Source organism: Pseudomonas sp. PSE14 (genome assembly GCF_029203285.1).
Classification (GTDB): Bacteria; Pseudomonadota; Gammaproteobacteria; order Pseudomonadales; family Pseudomonadaceae; genus Pseudomonas.
On sequence record NZ_CP115669.1, the window covers coordinates 5,042,121 to 5,068,167 of the forward strand.

The 26,047-nt window shown below is 65.5% G+C and carries 23 protein-coding genes, 1 other RNA gene and 1 riboswitch; of the genes, 14 read left to right on the forward strand and 10 right to left on the reverse strand.

What is annotated here, in order from left to right; all coding sequences use genetic code 11:
- Window positions 1-170: 170 nt before the first annotated feature.
- Window positions 171-575 carry a ferric iron uptake transcriptional regulator gene (gene fur, locus O6P39_RS23145; RefSeq protein WP_015478949.1) on the reverse strand — a complete coding sequence of 135 codons (405 nt, stop codon included), beginning with the start codon at window positions 573-575 and terminating at the stop codon, window positions 171-173.
- A 97-nt stretch (window positions 576-672) separates the two neighbouring features.
- Here fur and O6P39_RS23150 point away from each other — a divergent pair, with 97 nt between their 5' ends.
- Window positions 673-1,209 (forward strand): outer membrane protein assembly factor BamE, encoded by a 537-nt coding sequence (locus tag O6P39_RS23150; protein WP_275608727.1) that lies wholly within the window; start codon window positions 673-675, stop codon window positions 1,207-1,209.
- Window positions 1,210-1,279: 70 nt separating this feature from the next.
- On the opposite strand, the gene O6P39_RS23155 is transcribed toward O6P39_RS23150, so the two are convergent.
- Window positions 1,280-1,588: an RnfH family protein gene (locus O6P39_RS23155; RefSeq protein WP_275608728.1), complete on the reverse strand. Its 309-nt coding sequence runs from the start codon at window positions 1,586-1,588 to the stop codon at window positions 1,280-1,282.
- Window positions 1,581-2,015, reverse strand: coding sequence for a type II toxin-antitoxin system RatA family toxin (locus tag O6P39_RS23160; RefSeq protein WP_275608729.1), 435 nt, complete (start codon window positions 2,013-2,015; stop codon window positions 1,581-1,583). Before O6P39_RS23160 ends, O6P39_RS23155 begins: the two co-directional genes overlap by 8 nt.
- A gap of 153 nt (window positions 2,016-2,168) precedes the next feature.
- On the opposite strand from O6P39_RS23160, the gene smpB reads away from it, so the two are divergent.
- Window positions 2,169-2,648: an SsrA-binding protein SmpB gene (gene smpB, locus O6P39_RS23165; RefSeq protein ID WP_275608730.1), complete on the forward strand. Its 480-nt coding sequence runs from the start codon at window positions 2,169-2,171 to the stop codon at window positions 2,646-2,648.
- A 39-nt stretch (window positions 2,649-2,687) separates the two neighbouring features.
- On the opposite strand, the gene O6P39_RS23170 is transcribed toward smpB, so the two are convergent.
- Window positions 2,688-3,464, reverse strand: coding sequence for an FCD domain-containing protein (locus O6P39_RS23170; protein ID WP_275608731.1), 777 nt, complete (start codon window positions 3,462-3,464; stop codon window positions 2,688-2,690).
- A gap of 330 nt (window positions 3,465-3,794) precedes the next feature.
- Between O6P39_RS23170 and O6P39_RS23175 the strand changes: the two genes are divergently transcribed.
- From O6P39_RS23175 to ssrA, 10 genes are all read left to right on the forward strand, one after another.
- On the forward strand, window positions 3,795-5,471 hold the full coding sequence (locus O6P39_RS23175) for a lactate permease LctP family transporter (protein ID WP_275608732.1): 1,677 nt from the start codon (window positions 3,795-3,797) through the stop codon (window positions 5,469-5,471).
- Window positions 5,472-5,594: 123 nt separating this feature from the next.
- A complete protein-coding gene (lldD, locus tag O6P39_RS23180; protein ID WP_275608733.1) occupies window positions 5,595-6,740 on the forward strand; it encodes an FMN-dependent L-lactate dehydrogenase LldD in 1,146 nt (381 codons plus the stop codon).
- Window positions 6,741-6,849: 109 nt separating this feature from the next.
- Window positions 6,850-9,690 (forward strand): FAD-binding and (Fe-S)-binding domain-containing protein, encoded by a 2,841-nt coding sequence (locus tag O6P39_RS23185; RefSeq protein WP_275608734.1) that lies wholly within the window; start codon window positions 6,850-6,852, stop codon window positions 9,688-9,690.
- Between the two features lie 174 nt (window positions 9,691-9,864).
- Window positions 9,865-10,542: a response regulator gene (locus O6P39_RS23190; protein WP_275608735.1), complete on the forward strand. Its 678-nt coding sequence runs from the start codon at window positions 9,865-9,867 to the stop codon at window positions 10,540-10,542.
- Window positions 10,539-11,945 (forward strand): ATP-binding protein, encoded by a 1,407-nt coding sequence (locus O6P39_RS23195; protein ID WP_275608736.1) that lies wholly within the window; start codon window positions 10,539-10,541, stop codon window positions 11,943-11,945. Before O6P39_RS23190 ends, O6P39_RS23195 begins: the two co-directional genes overlap by 4 nt.
- An 85-nt stretch (window positions 11,946-12,030) precedes the next feature.
- On the forward strand, window positions 12,031-12,282 hold the full coding sequence (locus O6P39_RS23200) for a hypothetical protein (protein ID WP_275608737.1): 252 nt from the start codon (window positions 12,031-12,033) through the stop codon (window positions 12,280-12,282).
- Between the two features lie 190 nt (window positions 12,283-12,472).
- Window positions 12,473-15,757: a carboxyl transferase domain-containing protein gene (locus O6P39_RS23205; RefSeq protein ID WP_275608738.1), complete on the forward strand. Its 3,285-nt coding sequence runs from the start codon at window positions 12,473-12,475 to the stop codon at window positions 15,755-15,757.
- 37 nt (window positions 15,758-15,794) lie between these two features.
- A riboswitch (yybP-ykoY riboswitch) is annotated at window positions 15,795-16,013 on the forward strand.
- 65 nt (window positions 16,014-16,078) lie between these two features.
- The gene (locus O6P39_RS23210; protein WP_275608739.1) at window positions 16,079-17,089 is read left to right on the forward strand and encodes a sodium:calcium antiporter; all 1,011 of its coding nucleotides are present in this window, start codon (window positions 16,079-16,081) and stop codon (window positions 17,087-17,089) included.
- Between the two features lie 88 nt (window positions 17,090-17,177).
- A complete protein-coding gene (locus tag O6P39_RS23215; RefSeq protein ID WP_275608740.1) occupies window positions 17,178-17,855 on the forward strand; it encodes a type 1 glutamine amidotransferase domain-containing protein in 678 nt (225 codons plus the stop codon).
- Window positions 17,856-17,929: 74 nt separating this feature from the next.
- Window positions 17,930-18,287: a transfer-messenger RNA gene (gene ssrA, locus O6P39_RS23220) on the forward strand.
- A 61-nt stretch (window positions 18,288-18,348) separates the two neighbouring features.
- On the opposite strand, the gene O6P39_RS23225 is transcribed toward ssrA, so the two are convergent.
- The 4 genes from O6P39_RS23225 to O6P39_RS23240 form a co-directional block, all read right to left on the reverse strand.
- Entirely contained in the window at window positions 18,349-18,651 is a 303-nt protein-coding gene (locus O6P39_RS23225; RefSeq protein WP_275608741.1) for a hypothetical protein, read from the reverse strand.
- Between the two features lie 113 nt (window positions 18,652-18,764).
- Window positions 18,765-19,436 carry a YceH family protein gene (locus tag O6P39_RS23230; protein WP_275608742.1) on the reverse strand — a complete coding sequence of 224 codons (672 nt, stop codon included), beginning with the start codon at window positions 19,434-19,436 and terminating at the stop codon, window positions 18,765-18,767.
- A 61-nt stretch (window positions 19,437-19,497) separates the two neighbouring features.
- Window positions 19,498-20,253 carry a cache domain-containing protein gene (locus tag O6P39_RS23235; RefSeq protein WP_275608743.1) on the reverse strand — a complete coding sequence of 252 codons (756 nt, stop codon included), beginning with the start codon at window positions 20,251-20,253 and terminating at the stop codon, window positions 19,498-19,500.
- A gap of 130 nt (window positions 20,254-20,383) precedes the next feature.
- The gene (locus O6P39_RS23240) at window positions 20,384-21,130 is read right to left on the reverse strand and encodes an FCD domain-containing protein (protein ID WP_275608744.1); all 747 of its coding nucleotides are present in this window, start codon (window positions 21,128-21,130) and stop codon (window positions 20,384-20,386) included.
- A 295-nt stretch (window positions 21,131-21,425) separates the two neighbouring features.
- Here O6P39_RS23240 and O6P39_RS23245 point away from each other — a divergent pair, with 295 nt between their 5' ends.
- Together O6P39_RS23245 and O6P39_RS23250 are read left to right on the forward strand one after the other, a co-directional pair.
- Window positions 21,426-22,919: an aldehyde dehydrogenase gene (locus O6P39_RS23245; RefSeq protein WP_275608745.1), complete on the forward strand. Its 1,494-nt coding sequence runs from the start codon at window positions 21,426-21,428 to the stop codon at window positions 22,917-22,919.
- A 117-nt stretch (window positions 22,920-23,036) separates the two neighbouring features.
- Window positions 23,037-24,521 carry an amino acid permease gene (locus O6P39_RS23250; protein ID WP_275608746.1) on the forward strand — a complete coding sequence of 495 codons (1,485 nt, stop codon included), beginning with the start codon at window positions 23,037-23,039 and terminating at the stop codon, window positions 24,519-24,521.
- A gap of 65 nt (window positions 24,522-24,586) precedes the next feature.
- Here the strand turns inward: O6P39_RS23250 and cysC are convergent, their stop codons facing one another.
- Window positions 24,587-25,120 (reverse strand): adenylyl-sulfate kinase, encoded by a 534-nt coding sequence (gene cysC / locus O6P39_RS23255; RefSeq protein WP_275612014.1) that lies wholly within the window; start codon window positions 25,118-25,120, stop codon window positions 24,587-24,589.
- 252 nt (window positions 25,121-25,372) lie between these two features.
- A complete protein-coding gene (locus O6P39_RS23260; RefSeq protein ID WP_275608747.1) occupies window positions 25,373-26,044 on the reverse strand; it encodes a flavin reductase family protein in 672 nt (223 codons plus the stop codon).
- Window positions 26,045-26,047: the final 3 nt, after the last annotated feature.

The following is a 26,047-nucleotide window of genomic DNA, read 5'->3' on the forward strand; positions in this document are numbered from 1 at the left end:
CGCTGACTTCGCGGCTGAGCTTGGCCAATCATTCCCAGGTCGAACCAGAGCGAAGCGGGACCATAGTCAATCGGCGTATAACGCGGAGCGTTATACGCCCTACCCCCGACGAACCGTGCCACAAACGAAAACGGCGACCCTAGGGTCGCCGTTTCTGCATCTGCGTGTGCTTACTTCTTTTTACGCACGTAGAGCACCAGATTGTGATCGACGAGCTCGAAGCCGCGCTCCCTGACGATCTCCTTCTGGCGTTTTTCGATTTCCGAGTCCATGAACTCGATGACTTCGCCGGTATCGACGCAGACCATGTGGTCATGGTGGCCGCTGTCGGCCAGCTCGAAGACGGCATGGCCGCCATCGAAGTTGTGGCGCACCACCAGGCCCGCGGCCTCGAACTGGGTCAGCACGCGATAGACAGTGGCCAGACCTACGTCCTCACCCGCCTCCATCAGCGCTTTGTAGACATCCTCCGCGCTCATATGGCGTTGCTCGGCGGAATCGAGCATCTGGAGGATCTTGACGCGCGGCAGCGTGACCTTCAGTCCGGCTTTGCGCAGTTCGCTATTTTCAACCATGTGTGCTTTCTCGGCGCGGGATGCTTCGCAGCTTCCCTCAATGCAGGTATGATCGGGGTTTTCGTCGCTCAGCCAAGATAGTGGAAGTCACCACCCGATGCAAAACGCCAAGCTCATGCTGACCAGTCTCGCCTTCGCGCTGGGACTCGCCGCACTCGCCGGTTGCTCTTTCCCGGGGGTTTACAAGATCGACATCCAGCAGGGCAACGTCGTAACACAAGACATGATAGACCAGTTGAAGCCTGGAATGACCCGGCGCCAAGTGCGGTTTATCATGGGTAACCCCTTGATCGTCGACACTTTCCATCCCAATCGCTGGGATTACCTGTACAGCATCCAGCCCGGTGGCGGTCAGCGCCAGCAGGAGCGCATGAGCCTGTACTTCAGCGACAGCGACCAGTTGATCGGCCTCAACGGCGACTTCATGCCCGGCGTAAGCCGCGACGAGTCGATCCTCGGCAAGGAAGGTGGCCCGACCACCACGCCGTCGGAACCGACCCAGCAGCAACCCGAACAGCCCAAGGAAGAACCGGCCAAGCCCGGCTCCGTGGAAGAGCAGATCCAGAAGGAAGTGGACCAGGTGGAAACCGTGCCGGTCCCGACCCCGGAACCGCTGGACAAGAACCCGCAATAAGGGTCTGCCCGACAAAAAAGCCCGGCCAATGCCGGGCTTTTTGTTGCCTGCTGTTTCAGGACCGGGGCATTCAGCCCCTGGCGGCCTTGGCCCGAGCCGCGCGCTGCTTGCGAACCTCTTTGGGATCGGCGATCAGCGGACGATAGATCTCCACCCGCTCCCCGTCTTCCAGCACGCGCTCATCGGGCTTGGCCACGGCCTTGCCGAAAATCCCCAGTGGGCAATTCTGCACATCCAGATCAGGAAACTGCGCAGCGATGCCCGACAGCAGCACCGCCTCGCGCACCCGGGTGCCGTAGGGCACGCTCAGACGCAGCAGGGCTTGCCGCTCGGGCAGTGCGTAGACCACCTCGATGGCGATGCTCGCCGCTTCAGCCATGGAGTTGCTTGGCGCGCTGGCAGAAGGCATCGACCATGGTGTTCGCCGCCTGGGTGAACAGCGGGCCGAGGGTGGCCTTCACCAGCGCGCCGGCGTAATCGAAGGTCAGGTCGAGGGAAATCTTGCAGGCCTTGTCGCCCAGGGCCTTGAAGGTCCAAACGCCGTGCAGCTGGGTGAAGGGGCCTTCCTCCAGGTTCATCTCGATGCTCTGGCCGGGCACCAGCGCATTACGCGTGGTGAAGCGTTGGGTGATGCTGCCTTTGGCCACGGTCAGCTCGGCGCGCATGGCCACCTCGCTTTCCTCCAGCACAGTGGAAGCCGAGCACCAGGGCAGGAACTCCGGGTAGCGCGCCACATCATTGACCAGGTCGTACAGCGCCTTCGCCGGGTAGGGCAGCAGCGCCGAACGCTGGATATGCGTGCTCATAGACGTCTCGCTTTGTTATGGGGCGATTACCCGCCCGCTGATCAAAAAAACAGCGCGCATTCTCCGAGATTAGCCACGCCCCCTCAAGCTTGCATGCCGGCATGCACCGTCCCGATAGCGGCGCGGCGAGCGACTCCCTATAATGCGCGGCCTATGGCTAAACAGAAGAAACACCCTTCGGGGACCATCGCGCAGAACAAGAAGGCTCTGCACGACTACTTCATCGAGCAGCGCTTCGAGGCGGGCGTCGCCCTGGCCGGCTGGGAAGTGAAAAGCCTGCGCGCCGGCAAGGCGCAGCTGGTGGACAGCTACGTGCTGCTCAAGGATGGCGAAGCCTGGCTGCTGGGCAGCCACATCACGCCGCTGACCACTGCCAGCACCCACGTCATCGCCGACCCGGTGCGCACGCGCAAGCTGCTGCTGCACAAGCGCGAGCTGGGCAAGCTGTTCGGTGCCGTGCAGCAGAAAGGCTACGCCTGCGTCGCGCTGTCGATGTACTGGAAGAAGCACCTGATCAAGTGCGAGATCGCACTGGCCAAGGGCAAGAAAGAGTACGACAAGCGCGATACGGCGAAGGAGCGCGACGCCAACCGCGAGGTCCAGCGCGCCATTCGCCACGGCAAGGACGACTGAGTCCTTCAGCGCCCTCCCTCAGCGAGGGCGCGTTGCCGGTCAGGCGTCCACTGCGCCCTGGCGCCGTTGCGCCCGCTGCAGGCGTACTTCCTGCGCCTGGGCTTCGGCCAGTACTTCCTGCACGTAATCGATGTGTCGCTGGGAAATCTCCCGCGCCGCCTCCGCATGCCCGCCGACAATCGCCTCGTAGAGCTCACGATGCTGACGCATCAGTTGCTCGCGGGTCTCGTCGCGCTGCGCATACATCCCGCCGATATTGGTCACCACGTTGCGCTTGAGCAGGTCGAACAGGCCGCGGATGGTGTGCAGCAATACGGCGTTGTGACTGGCCTCGGCGATGGCGAGGTGGAAGGCCGCGTCCGCCGCTCCCTCCTCCGCCCGGCTGACCTTGCCGTGCCCCTGGTAGCACTCCTGCAGCGTGTCGAAAGCCTGCTTCAGGCGCTGATGATCCACCTCGGTCGCACGCTGCGCGGCGTAGTACGCGCAGGAGCCTTCCAGGGTGTGACGGAACTCCAGCAGATCGCGCTGCGCTTCCGGATTGCTCTCCAGCAGATGCAACAGCGGATCGCTGAACATTGAGCCCAGCCCTTCGCTGACGTAATTGCCTCCCCCCTGGCGACTGACCAGCAAGCCCTTGGCCCCCAGCTTCTGGATCGCCTCGCGTAGTGACGGCCGCGACACGCCGAACTGCTCGGCCAGCACTCGCTCCGCCGGCAGGCGCTCGCCAGCCTTGAGGGTGCCTTCGAGAATCATCGCCTCCAGCCGCTCGACGATGTCATCCGACAGACGGCGCTGCTTGACCTGACCAAATCCCATCTTCGTGATCTCCCACGGCAAAACGCTCTGCGCCGCGACTTGCGCGCCGAGCGCGGCAGTCTGACCAACCCCGAAGCCGGCAACAAGACCACCCCGCCCACCCGGGCGTTATCGACAAAAGTTGAATCGCAGCAAATTGACACGCCGACAGCAGGGCTTTTACCCTGAGCGCTCGGCTTTGTAAATTGGTCTTACCAATTTACCGCAAAGTCGATTACACGACAACTACGCCGCGATCAGTCGACCGCCTGCCAGCGCGCCACAAGCGCAACGGAATCGCCCGACCGGCAACAAGGCCCTCCACCCAAAAACAATTAGGGAGCCAACCAGATGCAAACCTGGCAGCAGATCTATACCCCGCTCGGCAGCCTTGGCCTGTCCGCGCTGGTCGCCGTCATTCCGATCGTGTTCTTCTTCCTCGCCCTCGCCGTGTTCCGCCTCAAGGGCCACGTCGCCGGCAGCATCACCCTCGCCCTCTCGATCATCATCGCCATCGCCGCCTTCGGCATGCCCGCCGACATGGCCATCGCCGCCGCCGGTTATGGTTTCGCCTATGGCCTGTGGCCGATCGCCTGGATCATCGTCGCGGCGGTGTTCCTCTACAAACTCACGGTCAAGAGCGGCCAGTTCGAAGTGATCCGCAGCTCGGTGCTGTCGATCACCGGCGACCAGCGCCTGCAGGTGCTGCTGATCGGCTTCTCCTTCGGCGCCTTCCTCGAAGGCGCGGCGGGCTTCGGCGCGCCGGTGGCGATCACCGCCGCCCTGCTCGTCGGCCTGGGCTTCAATCCGCTGTATGCAGCCGGCCTGTGCCTGATCGCCAACACCGCGCCGGTGGCCTTCGGCGCCCTGGGCATCCCGATCATCGTCGCGGGCCAGGTCACCGGCATCGACGCCTTCAAGATCGGTGCCATGACCGGCCGCCAGTTGCCGTTCCTGTCGATCCTCGTGCCGTTCTGGCTGGTATTCATGATGGATGGCCTCAAGGGCGTGAAGGAAACCTGGCCCGCCGCGCTGGTCGCCGGCGGCAGCTTCGCCATCACCCAGTACTTCACCTCCAACTTCATCGGCCCGGAACTGCCGGACATCACTTCCGCCCTGGTCAGCCTGATTTCCCTGACCCTGTTCCTGAAGGTCTGGCAGCCGGCAGCCGAGCGTAAAGTGGTCGCCACCGCTGGCGGCGCAGCGGTCATGGGCGGCAACGGCTCCCGCGACACCGAGCCCTCGCCCTACAGCTTCGGCGAAATCCTCAAGGCCTGGTCGCCCTTCCTGGTGCTGACCGTGCTGGTCACCATCTGGACCCTGAAGCCGTTCAAGACCATGTTCGCGCCGGGCGGCACGCTCTACAGCCTGGTATTCAACTTCGCCATTCCGCACCTGGACCAGCTGGTCGTGAAGACCGCCCCCATCGTCGCCAACCCGACGCCGATCGCCGCCGTGTTCAAGCTGGACCCGGTCTCGGCCACCGGCACCGCAATCTTCCTGTCCGCCGTGGTCTCGATGTTCATCCTGCGCATCGGTGCGAAAACTGGTCTGACCACCTTCAAGGAGACCCTGATCGAGCTGAAATGGCCGATCCTCTCCATCGGCATGGTGCTGGCCTTCGCCTTCGTCACCAACTACTCGGGCATGTCCACCACCCTGGCGCTGGTCCTGGCCGGCACCGGCGCGGCCTTCCCGTTCTTCTCGCCGTTCCTCGGTTGGCTGGGCGTGTTCCTGACCGGTTCGGATACCTCGTCCAACGCGCTGTTCAGCTCGCTGCAGTCCACCACTGCGCACCAGATCGGGGTCAATGACACCCTGCTGGTGGCCGCCAACACCAGCGGCGGCGTGACCGGCAAGATGATTTCGCCGCAATCCATCGCCGTGGCCTGCGCCGCCACCGGCATGGTCGGCAAGGAATCGGACCTGTTCCGCTTCACCCTCAAGCACAGCCTGATGTTCGCCGCCATGGTGGGTTTGATCACCCTGGCCCAGGCGTACATCTTCACCGGCATGCTCGTGCATTAATGGAAATGGCACTGGATCGTCATTCCCGCCTGTGGGAATCCGGATTGAGCAGCTAGTTTTCTCTGGGTCCCCGCCTTCGCGGGGACGACGCCCGCAACAAGACCACGATTGATGAGACGTCCAATGATCATCTCTGCCTCTACCGACTACCGCGCCGCCGCCCAACGCAAGCTGCCGCCGTTCCTCTTCCACTACGCCGACGGCGGCGCGTACGCCGAGCGCACGCTGCGCAACAACGTCGACGATCTGGCCGGCATCGCCCTGCGCCAGCGCGTGCTGAAGAACATGTCCGAGCTGAGCCTGGAGACGCGCCTGTTCAACGAGACGCTGAGCATGCCGGTGGCCTTGGCCCCGGTTGGCCTGACCGGCATGTACGCCCGGCGCGGCGAGGTACAGGCAGCCCGTGCGGCGGCCGCGAAGGGCATTCCGTTCACCATGTCCACAGTGTCGGTCTGCCCCATCGAGGAAGTCGCCCCAGCCATCGACCGACCGATGTGGTTCCAGCTCTACGTGCTCAAAGACCGTGGCTTCATGCGCAACGCCCTGGAGCGTGCCAAGGCCGCCGGCGTCACCACCCTGGTGTTCACCGTCGACATGCCGGTGCCCGGCGCGCGCTACCGCGATGCCCACTCCGGCATGAGCGGCCCGAACGCGCCGCTGCGTCGTGTCTGGCAGGCCATGACTCACCCGGCCTGGGCGCTGGACGTCGGTCTGCTGGGCAAGCCGCACGATCTGGGCAACATCTCCAAGTACCGTGGCAACCCCACGGGGCTGGCCGACTACATCGGCTGGCTGGGCGCCAACTTCGATCCGTCGATCTCCTGGAAGGACCTGGAGTGGATCCGTGATTTCTGGGACGGCCCGATGGTGATCAAAGGCATCCTCGACCCCGAGGACGCCAAGGATGCAGTGAAATTCGGCGCCGACGGAATCGTCGTCTCCAACCACGGCGGCCGCCAGCTCGACGGCGTGCTCTCCAGCGCCCGCGCCCTGCCGGCCATCGCCGACGCGGTGAAGGGCGACCTGAAGATTCTCGCCGACTCCGGCATCCGCAACGGTCTGGACGTGGTGCGCATGATCGCCCTGGGCGCGGACACCGTGCTCATCGGCCGCGCCTTCCTCTACGCTTTGGCGACCCACGGCGAAGCCGGCGTGAAGAACCTGCTGGACCTGTTCGAAAAGGAAATGCGCGTGGCCATGGTGCTCACCGGCGCCAAGTCCATCAGCGAGATCACCCGTGACTCGCTGGTGCGCGAACTGGGCGCGTAAACGCCCTCTTTTCGTAGGAGCGAGCCAGACCGTGCCTCGGCGCGTTCGATAGAAGAACACCGATGGACCGTCCAGCGGTCCACGCTCACCGATGATGACTGGAGCCGCCATGAGCCTCCCTGCCGCATTCCTCGACACGGTAGAACACCTGATCCCCCGCGAGCGCCGCTTCGACGACCCGCTCTCGACCCTGGCCTTCGGCACCGACGCCAGCTTCTATCGCCTGATCCCCAAGCTGGTGATCCGCGTCGAAAGCGAAGACGAAGTCGCCACCCTGCTCAAGTCCGCCCACGCCCACCAGGTCGCGGTGACCTTCCGCGCCGCCGGCACCAGCCTCTCCGGCCAGGCCGTGAGCGACTCGGTACTGCTGGTACTGGGGGACAACTGGAATGGCCGCGACATCCGCGACGGCGGTACGCAGATTCGCCTGCAGCCCGGCGTCATCGGCGCCCAGGCCAACGCCTGGCTGGCACCTTTCGGCCGCAAGATCGGCCCGGACCCGGCCTCGATCAACGCCTGCAAGATCGGCGGCATCGTCGCCAACAACGCCAGCGGCATGTGCTGCGGCACCGCGCAGAACAGCTACCACACCCTGGCCGGCATGCGCCTGCTGCTGGCCGACGGCACCCTGCTGGACAGCGAGTTGCCCGACAGCGTCGCCGCCTTCCGCGACAGCCACGGCGCCCTGCTCGACCAGCTCGCCGAATTGGGCCGGCAGACTCGTGCAAACACAGAGCTGGCCGCCAGGATTCGCCACAAGTACCGGCTGAAGAACACCACCGGCCTGTCGCTGAACGCGTTGGTCGACTACGACGAGCCGCTGGATATCCTCACCCACCTGATGGTCGGCTCCGAGGGCACCCTGGGCTTCATCAGCGCGGTGACCTACGACACCGTGCCGGACCACCCGAACAAGGCCAGCGCGCTGATCGTCTTCCCCGATGTGGAGACCTGCTGCAAGGCTGTAACCGTGCTCAAGCAGCAACCGGTCTCCGCCGTAGAGCTGCTGGACCGCCGCAGCCTGCGCTCGGTGGAGAACATGCAGGGCATGCCGGAGTGGGTGAAGAGCCTGTCCGAAGGCGCCTGCGCATTGCTCATCGAATCCCGCGCCGCGACCCAGTCGCTGCTGCATGAACAACTCGCGCAGATCAACGCCTCCATCGCCGATTACCCGGTGGAGAAACAGGTCGACTTCAGCGAAGACCCGGTGGTCTACAACCAGCTCTGGCGCATCCGCAAGGACACCTTCCCGGCCGTCGGTGCGGTGCGCGAGACCGGCACCACGGTGATCATCGAGGACGTCACCTTCCCCGTCGAACAACTGGCCGAAGGCGTGAACCGCCTGATCGCGCTGTTCGACAAGCACGGCTACGACGAAGCCATCCTGTTCGGCCACGCGCTGGAAGGGAACCTGCACTTCGTCTTCACCCAGGGCTTCGAAACGCCGGAGCAGATCGCCCGCTACTCGGCCTTCATGGACGACGTCGCGCACCTGGTCGCGGTGGAGTACGGTGGCTCGCTCAAGGCCGAGCACGGCACCGGGCGCAACATGGCGCCCTTCGTCGAGCTGGAATGGGGCCACGACGCCTACCAGCTTATGTGGCAGTTGAAGCGCCTGCTCGACCCCACCGGCATCCTCAACCCCGGCGTGGTGTTGACCGACGATCCGCAGCTGCACCTGAAGAACCTCAAGCCGCTGCCGGCCGCCGACGAGATCGTCGACAAGTGCATCGAATGCGGCTTCTGCGAACCGGTCTGCCCGTCCAAGGGGCTGACGCTCAGCCCGCGCCAGCGCATCGTCATGTGGCGTGATATCCAGGCCAAGCGCCGCGCCGGCATCGACACCACGCAGCTCGAGCGCGACTACCAGTACCAGGGCATCGACACCTGCGCCGCCACCGGTCTGTGTGCCCAGCGCTGCCCGGTGAACATCAACACCGGCGAGCTCATCAAAAAGCTGCGCGGCGGACAAGCGCACCACGCCGGCACCGCCACCTGGCTCGCCCGCAACTTCGCCACGGCGATGAAAGGTGCTCGCTTCATGCTGCATGCGGCCAATGGTGCACGCAGGGTGCTAGGGGCGCCGCGCCTGGCCAGCCTCAGCGCCTCCATCAGTAATGCGAGCGAGGGCCGCGTGCCACAGTGGACGCCAGCCATGCCGCAACCGGTTCGCCTCGCCACACCACCGCGCACGCTCGACGACAGCCGCCCGCGCGTGGTCTACCTGACCGCCTGCGTGTCCCGCGCCATGGGCCCGGCGGCGGCGGACGAGGAGCAGGTACCACTGATCGACAAGACCCGCCAGTTGCTGGAAAAAGCCGGCTACCAGGTGGTCTTCCCGGACAACGCCGACAACCTCTGCTGCGGCCAGCCCTTCGCCTCAAAAGGCTACAAGGACCAGGCCGACGCCAAGCGCGACGAGCTGCTCGCCGAGCTGCTGCGCGCCAGCCGTGGCGGCCTCGATCCGATCTACTGCGACACCAGCCCCTGCACCCTGCGCCTGGTGCAGGAGCTGGCGGACGACCGGCTGAAGATCTACGACCCGGTGAAGTTCATCCGCACCCATCTGGTAGAGCGCCTGGACTTCCAGCCGCAGGACAAGCCGGTGGCCGTGCACGTCACCTGCAGCACCCAGCACCTGGGCGAGAGCCAGGCGCTGATCGACCTGGTCAAGCGCTGCACCCGCGAAGTGGTGATCCCCGAAGGCATCCACTGCTGCGGCTTCGCCGGTGACAAGGGCTTCACCACACCGGAACTGAATGCGCACTCGCTGCGTACGCTCAGGGATGCCGTGCAGTACTGTGAGGAAGGCGTCTCCACCAGCCGCACCTGCGAGATCGGCCTGTCCGCCCACGGCGGCATCGATTATCGCGGCGTGGTCTACCTGGTGGATCGCGTCACCCGCGCAAGAACGCAGGATGCTTTTCGAAGGATCGAGGGGAGCGCCTAGCCCTTGCTCGCGAACCGCCCGACGCCGGCACGGCCGGCCGGTCCGTTCGCGAGCAAACTCACTCCCCTCTTAACGCCTCGTTAAGCCAGGGCTGCGACCCTCTGCCGCGAAACTGCCTCTGCGGCTATCCTGCTCGGGACAGTCGCGGCGGCGCCGTGCGATGAGGGGGCACCGATGAGAATCCTGCTGGCGGAAGATGACCAACTGCTGGGTGACGGCATTCGCGCCGGGCTCGGCCTGGAAGGCGACACCGTGGATTGGGTCCAGGACGGCCAGGCTGCCGACCAGGCGCTGCAGACCGACGAGTTCGACCTGCTGGTCCTCGACCTCGGCCTGCCGCGCAAGGACGGCCTGGAAGTACTGCGCAGCTTGCGCCGGCGCGGCGACCTGACACCGGTGCTGATTCTCACCGCCCGCGACAAGGTCGCCGACCGCGTGGCCGGCCTCGACGCCGGCGCCGATGATTACCTGACCAAACCCTTCGACCTCGACGAACTGCTCGCCCGCGTCCGCGCCCTCACCCGCCGCCGCACCGGCCGCGCCGCGCCGCTGCTGCAGCACGGCGAACTGATGCTGGACCCGGCTACCCACCAGGTCAGCCTCTGCGGCACGCCGGTGGAACTGGCCCCGCGCGAATACGCACTGTTGCGCCTGCTGCTGGAACAGCGCGGCAAGGTGCTGTCCCGCACCCGCCTGGTGGAGGCCCTGTACGGCTGGGACGGCGACCTGGAGAGCAACGCCATCGAAGTCCACATCCACCACCTGCGTCGCAAGCTCGGCAATGGCCTGATCCGCACCGTGCGGGGTATCGGCTACGGCATCGACCGCCCCGACAATCCGTCCTCGCCGTGAGCCCTGTCCCGCGCCGCGCCGGCTCGCTCAGCCGCCGCCTGTTGCTGCTGCTGATCGGCGGCATCTCGCTGTGCTGGCTGGTCGCCGGCTTCTTCACCTATCACCTGACCCGCCAGCAGGTGAACGGTCTCTACGACCAGGACATGATCGACTTCGGCCAGGCCGCCCTGAGCCTGGTGGATATCGCCGACTCCATCGATGCCCAGCCCACGCCACCGGGCGACATCATCGCCCGCAGCCGCAAGGCCATCGAAGGTCTGCCACTGATACGCCGGGAAGCCACGCTGGGCTACTCCATCTGGTACCAGGGGCAGCGCCTGCTTACCACCGCCGAACCGCCAGCGGGCGTCGAGCAGCAGCCCCTGGGCTTCTCCAGACTGGAGCAGGGCGACGTGAACTGGCGGGTGCTGCAGATTGCCTCGGCGGGCCCGGACGGTGTGCGGATCTGGGTATTCGAGGACCTGCATTACCGCTCCAAGACGCTGCGCCTGCTGCTGTTCAGCGCGCTGTTCCCGCTGCTGCTGGCCTTGCCGCTGTTCCTCGTACTGGTCTGGCTCGGCGTTCGCCAGGGCCTGGCGCCGCTGCGCAGCCTGATCGCCCAGGTCCACCAGCGTACCGCCCACAGCCTGCATCCGCTGTCGCTGAGCCGGGCGCCGGTGGAGGTGCACAGTCTGGTCAGAGAACTGAACCTGCTGCTGGAGCGCCTGCAGTCGGCCATGGAGGCCGAACGCCGCCTGACCAGCGACGCCGCCCACGAAATCCGCACACCGCTGGCCAGCCTACGCACCCACGCCCAGGTGGCGCTGCGCTCTTCCGACCCGGCAGCCCATGCCCATGGCCTGCAGCAGGTCAGCCGCAGCGTGGAGCGCATCAGCGCACTGATGGAGCAGATCCTGCTGCTGGCCCGGCTCGACGGCGAGGAACTGCACGAAACCTTCCGCCGCGTCGACCTCGGCCTGCTCGCCGAAGAAACCATCGCCGAGCTCGCTCCCCAGGCCATCGACAGGCGGATCGAACTCACCCTCGACACCCACCCGGGGACCACACTGATGGGGGTATCGGTCTGGCTTGGACTGATCCTCACCAACCTGGTCGGCAACGCCCTGCGCTACACCCCCGAAGGCGGCCGCGTAGCGGTGAGCCTGGAACGCACGGGCGACCAGTTGCTGCTCTGGGTGCGCGACAACGGCCCCGGCGTGGCGCAAGCCGAACAAGCGGCCATCTTCACCCGCTTCTACCGCAGCCCCAGCGTGGCCAGCAGCGCCGGCAGCGGGCTCGGCCTGCCCATCGTCAAGCGCATCGTGGAGATCCACCACGGCCGCATCAGCCTGCACGAAGGACTGGATGGCACCGGCCTGGGCGTGTGCGTCGAACTACCGGCAACCACTGGCGAAAAAGAGTGAACCTGGCGCGAAATCCGACCGTCCACCCTTTACGGTCCGCGTGAACGGTCCGCCACAATTCGGTCGATTTGCCAGGAGTACAGCCATGAAACGTACCGCCTTGCTCATTACCGCCGCCTTGCTGGCGTCGCCGGCCTTCGCCGCCGACCTGTGCAGCGACAATCTCCAGAAAATCGATGCTGCCGTGCAGTCCAATGCCGGCACCGCCCAGACCCAGGATCAAGCCATGCGCCTACAGGAAAAGGCTATCCAGTCCCAGCAGGCTGGTAATACCAAGGCTTGCATCGCCCAAACCGAAAAAGCCCTGAAGTTGCTCAAGCAGAGCGGTAAGTCCTGATCCCGCTCAGCGGCCGGCCGGAGTGGCCGGCCGCCTTGCTTCCCGGGTGCTACCAGCATCCGCGGGTACCGTGCGCCCATAAACCCCACGAAGCGCACGCCATTCGCGAGAAAGCAGTTCATTCCCCCACCCGAGCACCTACCTAAGATGTAGTGATTGCCGACCGACAAGAATCACAACCGGAATCGCCATGCCCCTGACGCACCTGCTCATCGCCAACCGTGGCGAAATCGCCATCCGCATCGCCCGCGCCGCCGCCGAGCTGGGCATCCGCAGTATCGCCGTCTACGCCGAAGACGATGCCGGCTCCCTGCACACCCGTCAGGCCGACCAGGCGCAGCCCCTGCGCGGACGCGGCGCCAGCGCCTACCTCGACCAGCAGCAACTGATCGACCTCGCCCTGGCCCAGGGCTGCGATGCCGTGCATCCCGGCTACGGCTTCCTCTCCGAGAACGCCGACTTCGCCCGCCGTTGCGAAGCCGCCGGACTGACCTTCGTCGGTCCCCCGGCGGATATCCTGGAATGCTTCGGCGACAAGGCCCACGCCCGCGATCTGGCCAGCGCGCATGGCGTGGCGCTGGCCGCTGGCAGTAACCACGCCACCTCGCGGGAGGACGCCGAACGCTTCTTCCGCGAGTTGCCCAGCGGCTCCGGGATGATGATCAAGGCCCTCGCCGGTGGCGGTGGGCGCGGCATGCGCGCGGTACGCACAGTGGCCGAGATCGCCGAAGCCTACGCACGCTGCCAGGCCGAAGCCCGCGCAGCCTTCGGCGATGACCGCCTGTACGTCGAACGCCTGATCCCGCGCGCCCGGCACATCGAAGTGCAGGTGATCGGCGACGGCCGCAGCGTCAGCCACCTGTGGGAGCGCGACTGCACCCTGCAACGGCGCAACCAGAAGCTGCTGGAAATCGCCCCCAGCCCCACCCTGCATCCGCGCCTGCGCGGCGCCATCCTCGCTGCCGCCGTGCGCCTGGCCGAAGCGGTGAACTATCGCGGCCTGGGCACCTTCGAATTCCTGCTGGACGAGGACAGCGGCGACTTCGTGTTCATGGAAGCCAACCCGCGCCTGCAGGTAGAGCACACCATCACCGAAGCGGTGACCGGCATCGACCTCGTGCAAGCGCAACTGCGCATCGCCGCCGGCGCCAGCCTGGCCGAACTGGGCCTGACCCAGGCCGAGATTCCCGCGCCGCGCGGCCATGCCCTGCAACTGCGGATCAACCTGGAAAGCCTCGCCAGCGACGGCACCCCGCAACTCGCCTGCGGCCAGATCAGCGCCTACGAACCACCCAGCGGGCCCGGCCTGCGTGTGGATGGTTATGGCTACGCCGGCTACCGCAACAGCGCCGGCTATGACTCGCTGCTGGCCAAGCTGATCGTCCACGGCAACGCCGGTTTTCCGCAGCTGGTGCAGCGCGCCTATCGTGCTCTCTGCGAGTTCCGCCTGGAGGGTGTGGCGAGCAACATTCCGCTGCTGCTCAACCTGCTGCGCCAGCCGGAAGTCGCCGAGAATCTTGTGACCACCCGCTATATCGAAGAGCACCTACCCAGTCTGCTCGGCGCGCAGGAACACGCACATCCCCACCGCTTCTTCAGCCACGCCGGCCACGCGCAAGTCGAGCAGCGCGCGAGCGAAGCACCCGCCGGCTGCATCCCGCTGACCACGCCCAGCACCGGCGTGCTGGTCAGCCTCCAGGTGATGCCCGGAGACGCCGTCGCCCAAGGCCAGACCATCGCCGTGATCGAAGCCATGAAGATGGAATTCGAGGTCAAGGCCAGCGCCAGCGGCATCGTCCACAGCCTGGCCGCCACGCCGGGCGACAGCCTGGGCGAAGGCGATGCACTGCTGTTCGTGGAACCGGCGGACATCGCGGCGCAGGGCAGCCAGGACGCCGCCGCCATCGACCTCGACGCGATCCGCGCCGACCTCGCCGAAGTCATCGAGCGCCATGCCATCGGCCTCGACGAGCGCCGTCCGGATGCTGTTGCCAAGCGCCACAAGACTGGCAAGCGCACCACCCGCGAGAACCTCGCCGATCTGCTCGACGAAGGTAGTTTCATTGAGTACGGCGCCCTGGCCATCGCCGCCCAGCGCCGGCGCCGCAGCGTCGAGGAACTGATCGCCAGCAGCCCGGCCGACGGTCTGGTCAGCGGCCTGGGCAGCATCAACGCTGCGCAGTTCGGCGACGAGAAGGCGCGCTGCCTGGTGCTGGCCTACGACTACACGGTGTTCGCCGGCACCCAGGGCGTGATGAACCACAAGAAGACCGACCGCATGCTGCACCTCGCCGAGCAGTGGCGCATCCCGCTAGTGCTCTATGCCGAAGGCGGCGGCGGGCGGCCGGGTGACACCGATTTCGTTGGCGTCGCCGGCCTGGACAACATGAGCTTCGTCGGCCTGGCGCGGCTCTCCGGACTGGTGCCGCTGGTGGGCGTGGTCTCCGGCCGCTGCTTCGCCGGCAATGCCGCCCTCCTCGGCTGCTGCGACGTGATCATCGCCACCCGTGACACCAGCCTGGGCATGGCGGGCCCGGCGATGATCGAGGGTGGCGGGCTGGGTAAATTCGCTCCGGAGGAAGTCGGCCCCAGCGACGTGCAGAGCGCCAACGGCGTGATCGACGTGCTGGTGGAAGACGAGGCCGAAGCCACTCACATTGCCCGCCAATACCTCGCCTACTTCCAGGGCGACACCACCGACTGGGAATGCGCCGACCAGCGCCTGCTGCGCCACGCGGTGCCGGAGAACCGCCTGCGCGTCTACGACATCCGCCAGGTCATCGAACAACTGGCCGACAGCGGATCGGTGCTGGAACTGCGCCGTGGCTTCGCCGCGGGGATGATCACCGCGCTGGTGCGCATCGAGGGCAAACCCTTCGGCCTGATCGCCAACAACCCCATGCACTTGGGCGGCGCCATCGACGCCGAGGCCGGCGACAAGGCCGCGCGCTTCATGCAGCTGTGCGACGCGTTCGACCTGCCCATCATTTCCCTGTGCGACACCCCCGGCTTCATGGTCGGCCCGGAGGCGGAAAAGACCGCCACCGTGCGCCACGTGTCGCGCATGTTCGTCACCGCCGCCAGCCTGACCGTGCCCTTCTTCACCGTGGTGCTGCGCAAGGGCTATGGCCTGGGCGCGCAGGCGATGGCGGCCGGCAGCTTCCACGCGGCGCTGTTCACGGTGGCCTGGCCCAGCGGCGAGTTCGGCGCGATGGGGCTGGAAGGCGCGATCCGCCTCGGCTACGCCAAGGAACTGGCCGCAGTGGAAGATGCGCAGGAGCGGCAAAGGCTGTTCGACAAGCTGGTCTCCGCGGCCTACCGCAACGGCAAGGGACTGAACATGGCGAGCTACCTGGAAATCGACGACGTGATCGACCCGGCCGACACCCGCCGCTGGCTGCTGCGTGGCCTCGCCTCGGTGCCGCGCCCGGCGCCTCGCCAGGGGAAGAAGCGCCCACTGATCGACACCTGGTGACCGGTCGGGTTGAGCTAAGCTTGTGATCGGCTAGAATGCGCGCGTCATCGGGGAGTAGCCGACCGCTCGTGTGAGCGGGGGCGACGTCAACACACTTGGCCCAAATCCGTTGACGATCTCGCGAGCTAGAGCAGAACTGGGCGCAGCAGATCGTAGACAGATTTCAGGCCATGGCGTCGCTAGCGATACGTTGCCCGGCAAGACCTTTGACCACGCAGCCTCCAAACAGCCGGGGAGCACGTGGTCATGGGTATCGAACCGGCCGGGAGTTTTCACCGTGATGCACTATCCCGCACCTCGCTCCATCCTGGAGCCCCACGCATGCTGACCTTCATCCTCGAACTGCTCGGCATGCTGCTGGTGATCCTGATTGCCGCCGAAGTCTTCACCAACGCGCTGGAGCATCTCGGCGAGCGCCTGGGCATTTCCGAAGGCGTTACCGGCTCGCTGTTCGCCGCCATCGGCACCGCCCTGCCGGAGACCCTGATCCCCCTGCTGGCCCTGTTCGCCGGCACCAGTAACGCTAACCTCAACCAGGAAGTAGGCGTCGGCGCCATCCTCGGCGCGCCGTTGATGCTCTCAACCTTGTCCACCTGCCTGATGGCCTGCTTCGTCCTGCGCGCACGCGGCCTGACCGGACGCGTACGCCCCGAGCGCACCGGCCTGCAGCGCGACCTGAACTTCTTCCTGATCGCCTTCAGCCTTGCCACCGTCGCCATGTTCGTGCCGACGCAATACCTGACGGTGCGCCTTGGCTTGAGCCTGCTGCTGGTGCTCACCTACGTCGCCTACATCACCCTCACGCTGCGTGCCTCGCAGGAACTGGTGGAGAACGGCCACGGCACCGAGGCCGACCACCACATGTACCTGTCTCGCATCGGCTTGCCGACCAACCTGGGAACCATCCTGCTGCAATTGCTGCTAGGCCTGGCTCTGCTGGTGCTGGGCGCCAAGGGCTTCATCCACGGCGTCGAGGGGCTGTCGCACCTGCTGGGAGTTTCCGCACTGCTGCTGTCGTTGCTGATCATCCCGATCGCCACCGAATTGCCGGAAAAGATCAACAGCATCCTCTGGGTCCGTCGCGGCAAGGACACCCTGGCCTTCGGCAACATCAGCGGCGCCATGGTCTTCCAGGGCACCCTGCTGCCCGCCATCGGCATCCTGCTCACCCCCTGGCAACCGCGCACAGAAGTCCTCACCGGCGTGCTGATCACCCTTGGCGCCGCCCTCTGGCTTCGCCTCAATGCCCAGCGCGACGGGTTCCCGGTCTGGGTGCTGCTGCTCAACGGCGTGCTATACGCCGCCTATCTGGGCATCACCCTGTCACGCTGACGAGTACGGCGTACCGCCTACACTGACCAGTCTGGGCTGCCGTTGCTGCGGCAGCCGCTCGTCACAGCGATACGCCGAAGGAGTGAGCATGAAAATCCTGGTAGTCCTGACCTCCCACGACCAGCTCGGCAGCACCGGCAAGAAAACCGGCTTCTGGCTCGAGGAGTTCGCCGCGCCCTACTACGTGTTCAAGGATGCCGGCGCCACCCTGACCCTGGCCTCGCCCAAAGGCGGCCAGCCACCGCTCGACCCCAAGAGCGATGAGGAAGACGCCCAGACCCCGGCCACCCGCCGCTTCCGCCAGGACAGCGAAGCGCAGGCCGCGCTGGCCAATACCGTGAAACTGACCGAGGTACACGCCGACGACTACGACGCCATCTTCTACCCCGGTGGCCATGGCCCGCTCTGGGACCTGGCCGAGGACAGAACCTCGGTGGCGCTGATCGAAGCCTTCCACTCCAGCGGCAAACCCGTCTCCGCCGTCTGCCACGCCCCCGCCGTATTCCGCCACCCGCGCGGGCTGGATGGCCGACCGCTGGTGCAAGGCCGACACGTCACCGGCTTCACCAACAGCGAAGAGGAAGCCGTAGGCCTCACCGACGTGGTGCCCTTCCTCGTCCAGGACATGCTCAAGGCCAACGGCGCCCGCTACAGCAAAGGCCCCGACTGGCAGAGCCATGTAGAGGTCGACCGGGGCCTGATCACCGGCCAGAACCCCGCCTCCTCCGAAGCGGTGGCTGAGGCTGTGCTGAAATTCCTAACCTGACAATGACTTGCGCCGCCCCAGTTGGACCTCGGGGCGGCTTTCCCGTAGAATGGTTGGCGACCTTCAAAGGTTTTGGGGCCGATTAGGATTCGACGCCGGTAACAAAACTCGAGGGGCATGCCGAGTAGGTGACAGTTCTCGTAAATCAGCTGCCACAACTTTATAGTTGCCAACGACGACAACTACGCCCTAGCAGCCTAAGTGCCGCTAGCAGACCCTAGGGGATGCCTGTAAACCCGACGATTAGGTCTGTCATATAGAACAGGATCGCCGCCAAGTTCGCTGTAGGCGTAACGGCTAAAACTTATACAGCTCGCTCCAAGCACCCTGCCACTCGGGCGGCGCGGAGTTAACTCAGTAGAGATGGCTAAGCATGTAGAACCGACAGCGGAGAACTGGCGGACGGGGGTTCAAATCCCCCCGGCTCCACCAAATCCAAAGAAAAAGGCGCTGTGCCTCAAGCCCAGCGCCTTTTTTCTTGCCCGCGATTTGCCTAGAGCGTCAGGAACCCCAGCCGTGGCATCAGTAGCTCGGTTCGTTCCTCCGCGACCGTCTCCACACAAGGCTTGCGCAGACGCAGCCGTTCGGCGTTGCAGAGCAGCGGGCCTTCATCGTCTTCGGCGCCGAATGGGTCATCGATCAGCACGCCGCTGATCAGCCCCTGGCGGAACAGTTCACGAATGGCCAACAGGTTTCGCTCACGATTGCCGCTCAGGTCGTTCACGGTCTTCAAGTCGGTTTCCGAAAGCTGGCTGAGCACGGCGGTCAGCTGGGCCTGGGAGAATTGGCGACTCATGGTGACTCCGGGTTGAAGCGGGTAATGCGGTGACTATCGACGGCGAATGTTAACGCTTGATTAGTGGAAGGGCAGGCCGACCAAAGTCGATCGGCCAGTGGGAAATAGCTGATTCAGTCCTGCGAGACGCCCAGTTCCAGCAAGGCGAGGCGCTCTTCCAGGGCGGCGATGCGGGCTTCGAGCTCGACCAGGCGGCCTTCGTCGTGCCCACCGCCATCGTTGCGTTCGCTGGAAGCGCGGCTGCCGCTGGCGATTATGGCGGCCTGGCGGTCTTCCTCCGTGCCCAGCAGGTGCATGTAGCGGTCTTCGCGCTGGCCGCTCTGGCGTTCCAGTTGCACAGCCATACCGCGGCTGGCGAGGCGTTCGAGTTGGTGGCGGACTTCTTCGGTGTCGTCGAAGTCGTGCATGCGCTGGCTACGGGTGAGCAGTTCGTTGAGGGTTTGCGGGCCGCGCAGGAACAGCAGGCCAAGCAGGATGACCTGCGGCTTGACCAGCTCCAGCGCCTTGTCCAGCCGCTGCTCCCAGCGGTCGGCGCGGCTGCCCATGACCAGGCGGGTCATCTCGCGGCCTTCGAGGTGGCGCAGGGATTGGCCGACCTGGCCGGGGGTGAGGTTCATCACCGGGTCGCGGCTGGTCTTCTGGTTGCAGGCGGTGACCAGGGCGTTGAGGGTGAGCGGGTAGGCTTCGGGCGTGGTGAGCTGCTTTTCGATCAGGCACCCGAGAACGCGGGCATCCACTGCACTAAAGGGTTCGAAGTCGGAGAGGGTGTCGAGCGACTGGCTCATGGCGGCATCCGTCGATGAGGGAACCGCCCTAGCCTAGCCGTTTACGCGGCGTTTGGCAGCCTCAGGCCGCACCGGCCAGGCGGCGGTTCAGCGGCCGCTCAATGACTGCCCAGTGCGAGAAGGACTCGGCCAGCTCCTGCTCGCGGCCCTGTGCATTGCGGCCCAGTGTGCGTCGGGCAAGGTCGCCGGTGAACCAGTTGGCCGTGTTGGCGGCCACCACGCGGCCCTCGCCGTTGACCACCAGGGCTTCGTGGCCCATCTGCATCAGGCTGCCCAACAGCACGCCTTCGAATTCGTGTAGGGCGATGTCGGCGGCGGCGACGCCAATGAAGCGGCCGTCCACCTGGATCGGCACGGAGAAGGCGAGGATGTACAGATCGGTGCCGTAGAGATCGACGAAGGGCCCGACCACCGAGGGCTGGCCGCTGGCGCGCGGGCGCGAGAACCAGGGCATGTTGAGGTAGTTGTAGAAGCTCTCGCTGCGCCGGTTGAAGTTCAGGCTCATGGGCACGACCTTGTCGCCACGGCCGTGGTACCACCACTCCAGGTACATGTCCTGGTCGGCCAGTTCGCCCGGTTCGATCACCACGCCGGTGCCGTGCAGACGTGTGCCGTCATCGGTGAGGTCGTGCTGGATGCGCGGACGCAATGCGCCCAGGTCCCGGGAAGACGGCCGCTTGCCGTCTCGGGCCAGCTCGCGCCAGATTGCCACGACCTCGCCGGCCAGCTCGTCGAGACGCTGGAAAACGTTACGGATGGAAGCGTCGATGCGCTGGGCACAGCGCTGGAGTTCATCCGTGGGTTGCTCGCTGGACATGGCCGGGGCCTCGCTGTTCTTGTCGTTGTTCTGGTTCAGGGGCGGGCCAGAGAGGCCCGCAAAATCGGTTCGGTGAGTCGTTGCGCGCGCCCGTCCGGGCGCGTTGGGAAAGCAGCAAGCGCTGTGCCAGTCAGCCGTCGTCGGCCAGCAGGCTCAGCCGCAGGTTGATCAGCCGCTTGATGCCGCGGGTGACGTGGGCTTCGGCCAACGCGCCAGCCAGGTTCGAGTCGCCGGCGCTGATCGCTTCGAGAATGGCGCGGTGCTCCTGCTCGATGGCCGCCGCACCGGGGAAGCCTTCCACCGGCAGCCACAGCCATTCGCCGATTTCCGCCTGCAGGCGCGTCTCCGCATGGGTCAGGCGCACGGACTGGGCGGCGACGGCGATCTCGATGTGGAAACGCGCATCGGCACGGCGTTGCTCCTGTCGCGTGGTGGCGCTGGCGAGGGCATCGAGGTATTGGGCGATGCGCGCCTGCTCGTCGGACGTAGAGCGCTGGGCGGCCAGGCGCGCGGCGGCACCGGCGATGGCCACATGCTCGTCCCCCAGGTCGCGTAGCTCCAGCGCACTCATCTGGCGCAGCTGGCCGAGCAGAGCATCCTCGGAGGTGTGCTGCGGCGAGCAGACGAAACTGCCGCCATTGCGCCCGCGCCGTGTCTCGATCACGCCGCGTTCGCGCAGCTCCGCCAGGGCATCGCGCAACGTCACGGTGGCAACGCCGAATTGCATGGCCAGCTCGCTTTCGCTGGGCAGTTGCTCGCCTTCGGCGTACAGGCCGAGATCGACCATTTCCACCAGCCGGCGCGCGACTTCCTCGGTGCGCCCTTCCTGGCGCAGGCGCATGAAAGTGGCGGGGCGGACTTTCCTGAATTCGTTCATAGGCAGCAGTGCGAGGGGCGCGGACGCTTCCTGCGCGAAATTTCCTGTTCCGGCGTTGGTGACGAAGTCTACCTGCTAGCTGAGCAGCGGCTTCGCGCAAAACTATGTCTCCATATTTTTAAATCGATTCACGGGCTTACAGCAAGGTATTTCCGCACGAAAACCCCTTTCAATCGCTCATTTTTCGCCCCGTATTGGCAACCGGCAATTCATAAGATATGGTTTTAAATGTATTAGCCAGAGACGACCTGCCGGCCGTCCCCGCCAACAACAGCAAGAACGAGGAGCGATACGCATGAGCCAGCCAACCCGCGCCGAATGGGAAGCCCGCGCCAAGGCCCTGAAGATCGAGGGCCGCGCCTTCATCCAGGGCGAGTACCTTGCCGCCGCCTCCGGCGAGACCTTCGATTGCATCAGCCCGGTGGACGGCCGCCTGCTGGCCAAGGTCGCCAGTTGCGACGCCGCTGACGCCGAACGCGCCGTACAAAGCGCCCGCGCCACCTTCAACTCCGGCGTCTGGTCACGGGAAGCACCGGCTGCCCGCAAGGCCGTGATGATCCGCTTCGCCCAGTTGCTGGAAGAGCACGCCGAGGAGTTGGCGCTGCTGGAAACCCTGGACATGGGCAAGCCCATCGGCGATGCGCTGAACGTCGACCTGCCGGGCGCCGCCGACTCGCTGCGCTGGAGTGGCGAGGCCATCGACAAGGTCTACGACGAAGTGGCCGCCACCTCCCATGACCAACTCGGCCTGGTCACCCGCGAGCCGGTGGGCGTGGTCGCCGCCATCGTGCCGTGGAACTTTCCGCTGATGATGGCCGCCTGGAAACTCGGCCCGGCCCTGGCCACCGGCAACTCGGTGATCCTCAAGCCGTCGGAGCGCTCGCCGCTGACCGCCATCCGTATCGCCCAACTGGCCATCGACGCGGGCTTGCCGGCCGGCGTACTGAACGTGCTGCCGGGCTACGGCCACACCGTCGGCAAGGCCCTGTCCCTGCACATGGATGTGGATACCGTGGTCTTCACCGGCTCCACCAAGATCGCCAAGCAGCTGATGGTCTATGCCGGCGAATCGAACATGAAGCGCGTCTGGCTGGAAGCCGGCGGCAAGAGCCCGAACATCGTCTTCGAGGATGCGCCGGACCTGCAGGCCGCCGCCGAAGCCGCTGCCGCCGCCATTGCCTTCAACCAGGGCGAAGTGTGCACCGCCGGCTCGCGTCTGCTGGTGCAGAAGTCGATCAAGGCGAAGTTCCTTCCGCTGGTGGTCGAGGCGCTCAAAGGCTGGAAAGCGGGCCACCCGCTGGACCCGGAAACCAACGTCGGCGCGCTGGTCGATGGCCGCCAGCTGGAGCAGGTGCTGGGCTACATCCAAGCCGGCCAGGACGAAGGCGCGAAGATTCTCACCGGCGGCAAGCGCGTACTGGAGGAAACCGGCGGCACCTACGTCGAGCCGACCCTGTTCGATGGCGTGAGCAACGCGATGAAGATCGCCCGCGAGGAAATCTTCGGCCCGGTGCTTTCGGTCATCGAATTCGAAGACGCCGAGGAAGCGATCCGCATCGCCAACGACACCCCGTACGGCCTGGCGGCGGCGGTCTGGACCCGCGATATCTCCAAGGCCCACCTCACCGCCCGCGCCCTGCGTGCCGGCAGCGTGTGGGTGAACATGTACGACGGCGGCGACATGACCGCGCCCTTCGGCGGTTTCAAGCAGTCGGGTAACGGCCGCGACAAGTCGCTGCACGCCTTCGACAAGTACACCGAGCTGAAAGCCACCTGGATCAAGCTGTAACGACCAGGGCCTGAGGTTTGAAGGAAGACGGCGCGCGGCACGGTCCGCGCGCCGAACAATAACAACAACGCTTTCCGTTGCACTGCCGACGCGAAAACCTCAAACAGGACAACCACGATGAACAGTCCGATCCAGCCAGGCATTGCCCTGGACCGAGACGCGGAGCAGCTCCGCGCGCTGGGATACACCTCCAATTTCGAACGAAGCATGACCCTGTGGCAGAACTTCGCCCTGGGCTTCACCTACCTCTCGCCGGTGGTCGGCGTGTACACCCTGTTCGGCCTGTGCCTGGCCGCCGGCGGCCCGCCGATGTTCTGGTCCTACCTGCTGGTGGGCATCGGCCAGATGCTGGTGTGCCTGATCTTCTGCGAAGTGGTCTCGCAGTTCCCGATTTCCGGCGGCGTCTATCCCTGGGCACGACGCCTGGTGGGCAAGCGCTGGGCGTGGATGGTCGGCTGGATCTATTCGATCTCCCTTTGCGTGACCATCGCGGCCGTGGCACTGGGTGCGGGTCCCTACATCGCCACCCTGCTCGGCTTTGAATCCAGCCCGGTCACCAACACGATGGTCGCGCTGGCACTGACCCTGATCGCCACCCTGCTCAACCTCAGCGGCACCAAGCTGCTCGCCCGGGTGGCCATGTTCGGCTTCCTCTGCGAATTGATCGGCGCGCTGGTGATCGGCGGCTACCTGCTGATCTTCGAGCGCCACCAACCGCTGTCGGTGCTGTTCAACACCTTCGACATCCGCATCGATGGCAACTACTGGCCGGCCTTCCTCACCGCCTCGCTGGCGGGCATGTTCCTCTACTACGGCTTCGAGGCCTGCGGTGACGTCGCCGAGGAAACCCCGAATCCCAGTCGGCGCATTCCCAAGGCCATGCGCATGACCATCTGGATCGGCGGCGGCGCCTCGATGTTCGCGGCCCTGGCACTGATCCTCGCGGTACCGGACATGCAAGCCGTGATCTCCGGCACCGACAAGGACCCGATGACTACCATCCTCGACAACGCCTTCGGCGTGACCGGTGCGCGCCTGGTGATGGCGGTGATCATCGTCTCGTTCGTCTCCTGCGTGCTCAGCCTGCAGGCCGCCGCCAGCCGCCTGCTGTACTCCTACGCCCGCGACGAGATGGTAATGGGTAGCGGCCTGCTCAAGCGCCTGTCGCCCAACACCCACGTACCGACTGCCGCGCTGATCGTCTGCGGGGTGATCCCCAGCATGATCGTCTGCGCCGGCTTCTACCTGCAGAACGCCATCGCCATGGTGGTGAGCTTCGCGGCCATCGGCATCTACCTGTCGTTCCAGATGATCGTCGGCGCCGCCCTGTTCGCCCGCGTGCGCGGCTGGAAGCCCAGCGGTGCCTTCACCCTGGGCAAATGGGGCTGGCCGGTAAACATCGCCGCCCAGATCTATGGCGTCCTCGCGATCGTCAACATGTCCTGGCCGCGCACGCCCGATGCGCCCTGGTACCTGAACTACGGGATCATCCTGGTGGGCGGTATCGTGATCGCGCTGGGCCTGGCCTACATGACGCTGTTCCGCCCCTATGACAAGGGCACCGCGCCCCATGGGGATGCGTGGAAGCTGCACAAGCAATAAGCGCTTGAGCGAAACGAAAACGCCCGGCAGATGCCGGGCGTTTTCATTGTGACGAGCCTGTGCCTTCATGCACACCGCTCAAGCAGGCGTCGGATGGAAATGTCCAATGGCTCGACGCTAGTATCGATCATCAGGTCCGGTGCGAGCGGTGGCTCATAGGGCGAGTCGATGCCGGTGAAGTCGCGGATCAGTCCCTGACGCGCCTTCCCATAGAGCCCTTTGGGGTCGCGTTGTTCGCAAAACGCCAAGGGCGTGGCAACGTGGACTTCGACGAACCGCCCCGGCTCGAACAGTTCGCGCAAGCACTGGCGGTCGCTCCGATAAGGCGAGATGAATGCGCAGAGCACGATCAATCCTGCGTCCACCATGAGCCTGGCTACTTCCCCCGCCCGGCGGATATTTTCCGTCCGGTCCGCCTCGCCCATGCCAAGGTCTCGACAGAGCCCGTGGCGCACATTGTCACCATCGAGCAGATAGGTTTTCCTGCCGGCGGCATGCAAGGCCAGGTCCAGCGCATTGGCCAGCGTCGACTTCCCCGCGCCGGAAAGTCCGGTAAACCAGATGCAGGCGCCGCGCTGCCGCATCGTCTCGGCACGCATCTGCGTGGTCACTTTCTGTTCGTGCCAGCGCACGTCGCAGTTCGATTCCTTTGTCACGGCACTCAGCTCCCCCGGGAAAATGGGGAAGGCTGACGATGTCGCGTGGCCGCTCCAATTGGAAGGCTCGGCAATTCCAGGCAGAAGCTTCTGAAATTCAGCCCCGAATGGCCGGCAGACCACTTGATGCGCAGGAGCAAACCTTATCCGCACTCGCGGATATCGCTCGCCCCTAGCGGGAAAGGTTCGAGCAGCTCAGGCCAGCTCTTCTGACTGCGCCCAGAGCCGCTCTCCGGCACCCGGTGCTTCAGTCCACTGCTTCAGCGAACGCGTCGGCAGGTCGAAATACTCCCGTGTGCGCGCATAGCCATGGCCGCCCATGCGCCCGATGGCGTCGAGGCCGAGTTGGTCGATGTACAGCGTGGCCGGGTCGATCAGGTCGTCGCGCACGTGGGCCATCAGCACTTCACCGAGGATGATTTCCCGCGACTGGCCGATGGACAGCGCCATCATCCGCCGGCACTCCAGCGCCACCGGCGCCTCGCCGATGCGCGGGCAGCCGACGCGGGTGCCGGGGATGGCGGTGAGGCCGGCGGCCACCAGCTCGTCGAAGCCCGGTTCGAAGGGCACGGCGCAGACGTTCATCGCCTCCACCAGTGCATCGGAGACGATGTTCACGGTGAACTCCTGGTTGTGGCGGATGTTCAGCGTGGTGTCCTTGGGGCTCAGGTCGCTGTAGTTCTCCACGCCCAGGGCGAGGATCGGCGGGTCGGCAGAGAGCGCGTTGAAGAAGCTGAAAGGCGCGGCGTTGGCACGACCCTGCGGGTCGATCGTCGTGACCAGCGCGATGGGCCGGGGCACCACGCTGCCGATGAGGATCTTGTATTTCTCGCGGGCGGACAGCTGCTGGAAGTCGAAGCTGAGCATGGG